General features: G+C 73.7%; 2 protein-coding genes and 1 pseudogene. All 3 read right to left on the reverse strand.

What is annotated here, in order from left to right; all coding sequences use genetic code 11:
• Positions 1-288, reverse strand: a pseudogene (locus ACWDAG_RS47710) (keto-deoxy-phosphogluconate aldolase); the annotation flags it as partial.
• Positions 285-1,046 carry an SDR family oxidoreductase gene (locus tag ACWDAG_RS47715; protein ID WP_450701862.1) on the reverse strand — a complete coding sequence of 254 codons (762 nt, stop codon included), beginning with the start codon at positions 1,044-1,046 and terminating at the stop codon, positions 285-287. The gene ACWDAG_RS47715 and the pseudogene ACWDAG_RS47710, both read right to left, overlap by 4 nt.
• Positions 1,043-2,074, reverse strand: a 1,032-nt coding sequence (locus ACWDAG_RS47720; protein WP_450701863.1) for a zinc-dependent alcohol dehydrogenase, incomplete at its 5' end; no start/stop codon positions are given. The genes ACWDAG_RS47715 and ACWDAG_RS47720, both read right to left, overlap by 4 nt.

Consider the following 2,074-nt stretch of genomic DNA (forward strand, 5'->3'; position numbering starts at 1 on the left):
GACTTCCTTGTCGAAGCCGGGGGAGACGAGGAAGCGGGCCCCGGCTGCCACGGCGCGTTCTGCCTGCTCGGGTGTGAGGACCGTGCCCGCGCCGACGGCCAGGCCGCCGTGGGCGGCCATCGTCTTGAGTACCTGCTCGGCGTCCGGGGTGCGGAAGGTGACCTCGGCGCAGCGGGCGCCGCCCGCTGCGAGCGCTTCGGCCAGTGGGGCGGCGGTCGCGGGGTTCGGGACGGTCAGTACCGGCATCAGGCGGGTGCCGGTCGGCAGGGCGGTGGGGTGGGTGGTCATCGGCCGAGCCATCCGCCGTCGACGGGCAGGACGGTGCCGTGGATGTAGGCGGCGGCGTCGGAGGCGAGGAAGACGGTGGCGCCGGCGAGGTCGTCTGCGGTGCCCCAGCGGCCGGCCGGGATGCGGTCCAGGATGGCTTTGCTGCGTTGCGGGTCGTCCTGGAGGGCCTGGGTGTTGTCGGTGGCGATGTAGCCGGGTGCGATCGCGTTGACGTTCACGCCGTGCGGGGCCCATTCGTTGGCCAGGGCTTTGGTCAGGCCGGCGATGCCGTGCTTGGCGGCGGTGTAGCCGGGGACGGTGATGCCGCCCTGGTAGCTGAGCAGGGAGGCGGTGAAGATGACCTTGCCCTGGCCGCGGGCGACCATGGTCGCGCCGACCGCGCGGGTCAGGGCGAACTGGGCGTTGAGGTTGACCTGGAGCACCAGCTCCCAGTCCGCGTCGGTGTGTTCGGCGGCGGGGGCGCGGCGGATGGTGCCGGCGTTGTTGACCAGGATGTCCACCGGCCGCTGGCGCCCGGCGAGGTCGGCGCCCAGGGCTTGTACGGCGGCGGGGTCGGCGAAGTCGGTGCGGATCGCCTCGAAGGTGCGGCCCGCGGCGAGGACGTCCTTCTCGACTTCGCTGCCGGAGGCCTCCAGGGTGGCGCTGACGCCGATGACGTCCGCGCCGGCCTCGGCCAGCGCCCGGGCCATGGCCCGGCCGATGCCGCGCCGGGCCCCGGTGACCACGGCGAGCTTCCCGGTGAGGTCGAAGACGCTCATACGGCGGCTCCCTGGGCGTCGTCGGTGCAGTCCACGAGGATCTTCATCACGTCGCCGCCGCCCTCCAGGGCCTCGAACGCGGCGGGCGCCTGGGTGAGCGGGACGACCTTGCTGATCAGCCGCTCGGCCGGGATGGTGCCGTCGGCGACCAGGGCCACCGCGCGCTCGAAGTCGGCGCGGGTATACAACCGGGCGCCGACCAGGGTGAGTTCACGCCAGAAGAAGCGGTGCAGATTGACCTCACGCGGGCGGGGGTGGATGGCGACCAGGCAGAGGCGTCCGCGCACCCCCAGCACCTCGACCGCCGTCTCCACTCCGCCCTGCGCGCCGGACACCTCGAACGCGACGTCCGCGCCCGCGTCCGCGGTCCACGCGCCGACCAGCGCCGGCACGTCGTCGGCGGCCGGGTCCCAGGTGGTCAGCCCCAGCTCCTCGGCGAGCAGCCGCCGGTGGGCGCTGAGCTCCACCACCCGCACCTCGGCCCCGGCGGCCTTTGCGACCAGCGCGATGAGGATGCCGACCGGGCCGCCGCCGACCACCACGACCTTCTCCCCCTCGCGCACGGCGGCGCGGCCCACGTCGTGCACGGCGACCGCGGTGGGCTCCACCAGCGCGGCCCGGTCCAGCGCGAGCGCCTCGGGCAGCCGGATCAGCGTGGCGGCGGGCACCGTCCAGCGCTGCTGCATCGCGCCCGGTGAGTCGATACCGATGAAGTCGAGGTGCTGGCAGATGTGCTGATGCCCGGCCCGGCACGCCGGACAGGAATCGTCCCAGCGCAGCGGCATCACGGTGACCGCGTCCCCGGGCGCCCAGCCCTCCACACCCGGCCCGACCCGCACCACCCGGCCGGACATCTCATGCCCCAGCACGGCAGGCGCGGCGACCCGGGCATCCATGTCCCCGTGGAAGATATGCAGATCGGTACCACAGATACCGACGAACGCGGGAGCCAGCTCCACCTCACCCGGACCGGGCGGCACATCGACCACGGGAGCCGTGTCCAGGGAGCGAGCGGAAACATAACGGAC

This window comes from Streptomyces sp. NPDC001157 (assembly GCF_053598255.1).

What these genes read in the sequence shown, in the direction of transcription:
- ACWDAG_RS47715 (WP_450701862.1), bottom strand. Translation starts at nt 1,046, where the DNA reads ATGAGCGTCTTCGACCTCACCGGGAAGCTCGCCGTGGTCACCGGGGCC.